The organism is Enterococcus sp. 3H8_DIV0648, from assembly GCF_002140655.1.
In the GTDB taxonomy this organism is placed as follows: Bacteria; Bacillota; Bacilli; order Lactobacillales; family Enterococcaceae; genus Enterococcus_A; species Enterococcus_A hulanensis.
On sequence record NZ_NGLG01000001.1, the window covers coordinates 902,718 to 908,216 of the forward strand.

General features: G+C 39.6%; 7 protein-coding genes. 3 read left to right on the forward strand and 4 right to left on the reverse strand.

Annotated elements, in window-relative coordinates:
* Nucleotides 1-183, forward strand: a 183-nt coding sequence (locus A5875_RS23980; RefSeq protein WP_217809342.1) for a hypothetical protein, incomplete at its 5' end; no start/stop codon positions are given.
* Between the two features lie 106 nt (nt 184-289).
* Here the strand turns inward: A5875_RS23980 and A5875_RS04180 are convergent.
* Genes A5875_RS04180 through A5875_RS04190 form a run of 3 tightly spaced genes read right to left on the reverse strand, consistent with a single transcriptional unit; the run spans nt 290 to nt 2,076 of the window.
* Entirely contained in the window at nt 290-877 is a 588-nt protein-coding gene (locus A5875_RS04180) for an NAD(P)H-dependent oxidoreductase (protein ID WP_088932440.1), read from the reverse strand.
* A 60-nt stretch (nt 878-937) separates the two neighbouring features.
* Nucleotides 938-1,501: a Crp/Fnr family transcriptional regulator gene (locus tag A5875_RS04185; protein WP_088932441.1), complete on the reverse strand. Its 564-nt coding sequence runs from the start codon at nt 1,499-1,501 to the stop codon at nt 938-940.
* Between the two features lie 29 nt (nt 1,502-1,530).
* Entirely contained in the window at nt 1,531-2,076 is a 546-nt protein-coding gene (locus A5875_RS04190; RefSeq protein ID WP_088932442.1) for a TetR/AcrR family transcriptional regulator, read from the reverse strand.
* Nucleotides 2,077-2,201: 125 nt separating this feature from the next.
* Between A5875_RS04190 and A5875_RS04195 the strand changes: the two genes are divergently transcribed.
* Both A5875_RS04195 and recQ read left to right on the forward strand, forming a co-directional pair.
* Complete coding sequence (locus A5875_RS04195; RefSeq protein ID WP_088932443.1) at nt 2,202-2,834, forward strand: transmembrane-type terpene cyclase; 633 nt, start codon at nt 2,202-2,204, stop codon at nt 2,832-2,834.
* 444 nt (nt 2,835-3,278) lie between these two features.
* Nucleotides 3,279-5,030 (forward strand): DNA helicase RecQ, encoded by a 1,752-nt coding sequence (gene recQ / locus A5875_RS04200; protein ID WP_088932444.1) that lies wholly within the window; start codon nt 3,279-3,281, stop codon nt 5,028-5,030.
* An 87-nt stretch (nt 5,031-5,117) separates the two neighbouring features.
* Here the strand turns inward: recQ and A5875_RS04205 are convergent, their stop codons facing one another.
* Nucleotides 5,118-5,390 (reverse strand): hypothetical protein, encoded by a 273-nt coding sequence (locus A5875_RS04205; RefSeq protein WP_088932445.1) that lies wholly within the window; start codon nt 5,388-5,390, stop codon nt 5,118-5,120.
* Nucleotides 5,391-5,499 lie beyond the last annotated feature (109 nt).

A 5,499-nucleotide genomic window follows, 5' to 3' on the forward strand; every position in this document is an offset into this window, starting at 1 on the left:
CATTATATTTTGATATCTCTTTATTCCTGGAGGAGAAGTTTCAAATATAGAAATATGAGAAGTGTTGGCAAAATATTTTCGTGGGTAATTGTCGTTGGAGAAGGGGCTAGTCTTCTGATAATTGATATAGGTATTGATCGAATGAGAGAGACAAAAACAATACCAGTAGTTTTTTTGGATTAAACGAAGCCAAAAAAAATCTAATGAACTTTTTTAACGGATAGATAAGAGTAAGGAACGAAGCAAGTATAGAGATTGCTTCGTTCCTTTTGGCCTTGAACCTGTCAATTTATTTTTGAGAAAACTCAGTTTCAATTTTACTCAACCATTTTTTCCTTGTCGTTTCTGAACTTGCTTTTACCATATTAAAACTTCGCCAGGTGACATTTTTCATACCTGACTTTTTGAAGGTACCTTTGATTAGAGCTTTTTGAAGAGCATTGCCATAAACAAATTTGTACATCAGTTTCGGTGTATTCATGGTGGTGATTACGGTGGTTGATTTTAATTTAGGTAAGTTGCTGATCATTCCGTAGCCTGATTTTGTGTAATTATAGGTAGAGCCAGGGAAAATTACTTTATCAATAAAGCCTTTTGTCATAGCGGGCATCAATTCCCACCAAATCGGGAATATGAAAACAAGCTGATCCGCTTGCTTGATGCGCTCGATATAAGCAAGTGCCTGTGGGTCAGATACACTATGATTTCTAAAAGCCAATAAATCTTGTCCGGTCATGACCGGATTGAAGTGGTCGCGATCTAAATCAATCACATCCACCGTGTGTCCAGCAGCCTCGGCGCCTTTTTTTGTTGCTGTCAATAATGCATGACAAAAGCTTCCCTCATAAGGGTGATTATAAACAATTACGGTATTCATTATTCATTCCTCCATTTACTGTTTCTCAGTTTAACGGGAGAAGAACAATGGAGCATTAACTTATGTTAATTTATTCCGCTGTTTAATTCGACTTAATGAAACGGGTGTAATTCCCAAGTAAGAAGCGATGTAATGTTGCGGGACACGTTCTAGGATTTCTGGTTCATTGATCATCAACTCTTGGTATCTTTTCTCAGGCGTATCTTTGATTCGTGACAAAAAGTAGTTGGTGTAACTAACGAAACGCTCACTAATTAAGCGCATCAGATAAGGATTAATTTCAGGAAATTGGTGGACCAGTTGATCAAATGCGTCTGAGCTTAATGAAGTGACCGTCGTTTTTTCGATACTTTCAATAGAAAAACTGCTGGGGACTTTTTGATACCAGCTTTCAAAAGAAGCGACAAGTTGATTTTCAAAGAAAAATTGCACGGTGATATCGCGACCTTCATCGTTGTTCCACAATCTTAGTGCTCCTCGATCTATAAAATAAATATTTGTAGCGATGTCGCCCTCGGCCAGCAGGCACGTTTTCGCAGGAACCTCTCTTTGAATAAACAAGTGTCTGATTTCGGGCCAATGTTCTTGCAACGTGGGAATGTCTTTAAAAAAATAATGATTCATCGTAACTATCGCCTCTATTTCCTTCAAAATTATGGTTCACTTTTTATTAAATGGTCTAAATCAATTAATGTCAAAATGGCTTCGGTTACTTGGACGGCTGATTGAGTGCTGCCACTTGAGATCCAGTGAAGCATGGTACGCGTGATACCGCCTAAGATAAATGTTTTCTGGATGTCATTCAAATTCTTTAGATCAGGAATTTCCGCCAGTATTTCTTCTAAAAAAGTATAAAAAGGTTGCTCAATCAAGTAGACCAAATTATTTTTGATCAGTAGGTCCATCGTTTTAGCATCTTTCTGCCAATACTCAAAACAGTGAAGCAAGGCTTGACGGATATCGATTGTTTCCTGTGATTGTTTTATCTCAGCGAGATATTCTTGAAAGAGCTCCTCCGATCGAGTCAATAAAATTTGATCCTTGCTATCAAAATTGCGATAGAAGGTGAGGCGTGCAACGCCCGCTTTTTTTGTGATTTCGGTAATCGTGATTTCTGAATAGGGCTTCTTTTCTAGCAGCTGTAACAAGGCGGCAATAATCCATTTTTTACTAAGTTGTGCTTGATTATTTTCTCCCATCTTGATCCCTCCGTTAAGTGTAACAAATCCTAGTTGATTGTATCTTGTAACCAATAAGTCTGAAGTCTACAATCGAAGTGTAACACATGTAACAGTTTAATTGTAATTAATTGGAGGAAAACAGAATGGAACTATTTTTAACATTACTAAGCGGAATTGCCTGGACGATCGTTTATATCGAACTGATTCGTAATGGGCTGAAGGATAAAACATATGCGATGCCGCTGTTTGCTTTAGGTTTGAATTTTGCGTGGGAGGTTTTGTACTCAGTTAATGATTTAGTGATTGATCCAGCTGGTGGCGGTGTGCAGGGCTATGTCAACTTAGTATGGGCATGCTGCGACTTAATTATTGTTTATACGTATTTCAAATATGGGAAGAAGTATTTTCCGAAAGCTGCGAAAAAATATTTTATGTCTTTTAGTATCCTAGCATTTGCAAGTTGTTTTGCCCTTCAACTGGCGTTCTATTTTAGCTTCCCAGCGATTCCAGCTGCTCAGTATTCGGCCTTTATGCAAAACGCAGCCATGTCTATTTTATTTTTAGTGATGCTTTTCCAGCGAAAAGGTACAGAAGGCCAAACACTTTTGATGGCTATTGCAAAATGGATTGGTACGCTAGCACCAACACTTTTGATGGGATTAATTCAAGAAACGAATGTCTATATTTTAATTTGCGGAGCGGTTTGCAGCATTTTTGATCTCTTGTATATTTTCTTCCTGAAACAAAGAAAAGCAGCCAGGAGTCAAACTGTTTAAGTATTACAGGATCGACTACTAAATGTTCAAAATGAAATCTTTCTCGGAAATGTTCAGGTTAAAACATACGACTGAGGGATCAGCCATTAATTTAAATCCCTCAACCGCTCTCATAAAGGTGGTTGGGGGATTTTTTTACAATATAAACATTACCTTCTTGCTCAGTTCTACAATTTGATAGCATGTATTTTTGAATGACCTCAGTCCTAATTTAAAAATCGACTAAATGAGTACGAAACTGATTGATAACTAACAAGGAGTTAACTATACTTGTCTTTATTGATAGAAAAGATATCTTGAGGAAGCTAATTGTACAGAATTACTCTTGAGGCGTTGGATGAGTTTATCCCGCCTCATTTTTATGGCGCCCTGATAGGAAATGGGCTTCATTTAAAAGTGATTAGCCATTCTTCAAGAATTTATAGATAAAGAAAGGGCGCAAGTATGGAACGATTAAAAGAATTATTAGCAGAGAAATTTGGCTATACGCAGTTTCGGAGTGGACAGGAAGAGATCATTCAACGGGTTCTGCAAAAGCAAAATGTCTTAGGGATTATGCCAACCGGCGGCGGAAAATCGATTTGTTATCAATTGCCGGCACTCGTTCTTGAAGGATTGACCCTGGTTGTTTCGCCATTGATCTCTTTGATGAAAGACCAGGTAGACAGTCTGAATGAGTTAGGAATTCCAGCTGCTTTTATCAATAGTACATTATCTAATTTGGAGATGAATGAGCGCCTTAGACAAGCTGCACGCGGCGAGATCAAGCTGCTGTATGTGGCGCCGGAACGTTTGGAGTCTGCGGATTTTCGTGAAATGCTGCATTATGTTCCGATTGAACTGATGGCTGTTGATGAGGCGCACTGTATTTCCCAGTGGGGGCATGATTTCCGTCCCAGCTATCTGAAACTAGCGGAGACGATTGAGAATTTTAATCAGCAACCAACGATCATTGCGTTGACTGCGACGGCCACACCAGAGGTAGCCGATGATATCTCGAATTTGCTGCATATTTCAAAGGAAAACGAGATCAAAACAGGTTTTGCCAGAGAAAATTTAGCTTTTCAGGTTATTAAGGAACAGAAGGATATTTATCTATTAGAATATTTGAAGCTAAATCGCGGACAATCTGGGATCATTTATGCTTCAACCCGTAAAGAGGTTGAACGTTTGTATCATCTGCTGAAGCATCACGACTTCGCTGTCGGGAAATATCATGGCGGGTTAGCGGATGCTGAGCGATTGCAGAATCAAGAGGACTTTCTATTTGATCGCATCGAAGTGATGGTGGCGACGAATGCTTTTGGTATGGGGATCAACAAAAGCAATGTGCGCTTTGTGATTCATGCGCAAATCCCGGGAAATCTGGAATCTTACTATCAAGAGGCGGGGCGGGCTGGACGAGATGGGTTACCAAGTGAAGCGGTATTGCTCTATGCGCCTCAAGATATTCAGATCCAGCAGTTTTTCATTGAGCAGTCTCAATCAGAGGCGACGTATCAGCAAAATGAATACACCAAATTGCGGGAAATGAACCAGTACGCCCATACACAAATGTGCTTGCAACGCTATATTTTGAAATACTTTGGCGAGGACCAGCCAGACTGCGGAAGATGCAGCAACTGTTTAGACGAGCGCGAGCAGGTCAATATTACAACAGATACGCAGAAGGTATTGTCTTGCGTGAAGCGTATGGGAGAAAAATTTGGCAAGGCGCTGGTCGCTAAGGTTTTGACTGGATCAAATGATCAAAAAATCAATCAATGGAAGTTTAACCAGTTGCCAACCTATGGACTAATGAAGGAGCATTCGCAAAAAGAGGTTTCCGGTTTGATTGATTACCTGACGGCGGAGCGCTATCTGATCCCTTCAGAGGGGCAATATCCTGTGTTGTCGGTTTCTCAACAGGGCGTTTTAGTTCTTAAAGGTGAGCAGGAAGTCTATCGTAAGCAGGCACCGGTGAGACAATTAGTTGCGGATAATGAGCTATTTGAAGAAATGCGGAGTTTACGCTCGCAATTGGCGCAGGAGAAAAATCTGCCGCCATATGTCATCTTCTCAGATAAAACCTTGACCGAATTAGCAGAAAAGCAGCCGCAAAGTCCATTAGAATTTCTGCAGATCAAAGGTGTCGGAAAAAGTAAACTCGACAATTACGGCGATCAATTTTTAGCACTGCTGAAAAAGGAAAACTAATCTTAGCACTTCAATCAAAAAAACTATTACATTCGGCCGCAACCTAGTGTAATAGTTTTTTTGTCGTAAACTCTCTATTCTAAAAAATTAATTCGTCTCAAAAATTTGCGGAACGATCATATCGATCCGAAGCAGCTCATCTTCTGAAAGAATTTTGCCATCCTTGCGCCAAATATTGATTCGTCGTTGATCCTTTTCAAGAGCGTAATTTTCGGTAACGTATTTGGCTCGTGGATTATTCAAGAACTTTTTTATGAATTGTGCTCGCAGCTGGCTAAGTGTCAAGCCATTTTCACCTTGCATCAAGAAGGGCGATTCATAGTAATAAACACGTTGATCATTTGAAACGGTTCCTCTCATAGTGTCCTCCTTCTGTGGTTCTCTGTTAAATCTATTCTCTGTCTCTTATACACATCTAGATGTGTATAAGAGACAGGTATTTTTCTACGACCGTTAAATATCACAAATA

Excerpts from the sequence above, each read along its gene's own strand:
- A5875_RS04180 (WP_088932440.1), bottom strand. The coding sequence starts at position 877 with ATGAATACCGTAATTGTTTATAATCACCCTTATGAGGGAAGCTTTTGT.
- A5875_RS04185 (WP_088932441.1), bottom strand. The coding sequence starts at position 1,501 with ATGAATCATTATTTTTTTAAAGACATTCCCACGTTGCAAGAACATTGG.
- A5875_RS04190 (WP_088932442.1), bottom strand. The coding sequence starts at position 2,076 with ATGGGAGAAAATAATCAAGCACAACTTAGTAAAAAATGGATTATTGCC.
- A5875_RS04195 (WP_088932443.1), top strand. The coding sequence starts at position 2,202 with ATGGAACTATTTTTAACATTACTAAGCGGAATTGCCTGGACGATCGTT.
- recQ (WP_088932444.1), top strand. The coding sequence starts at position 3,279 with ATGGAACGATTAAAAGAATTATTAGCAGAGAAATTTGGCTATACGCAG.
- A5875_RS04205 (WP_088932445.1), bottom strand. The coding sequence starts at position 5,390 with ATGAGAGGAACCGTTTCAAATGATCAACGTGTTTATTACTATGAATCG.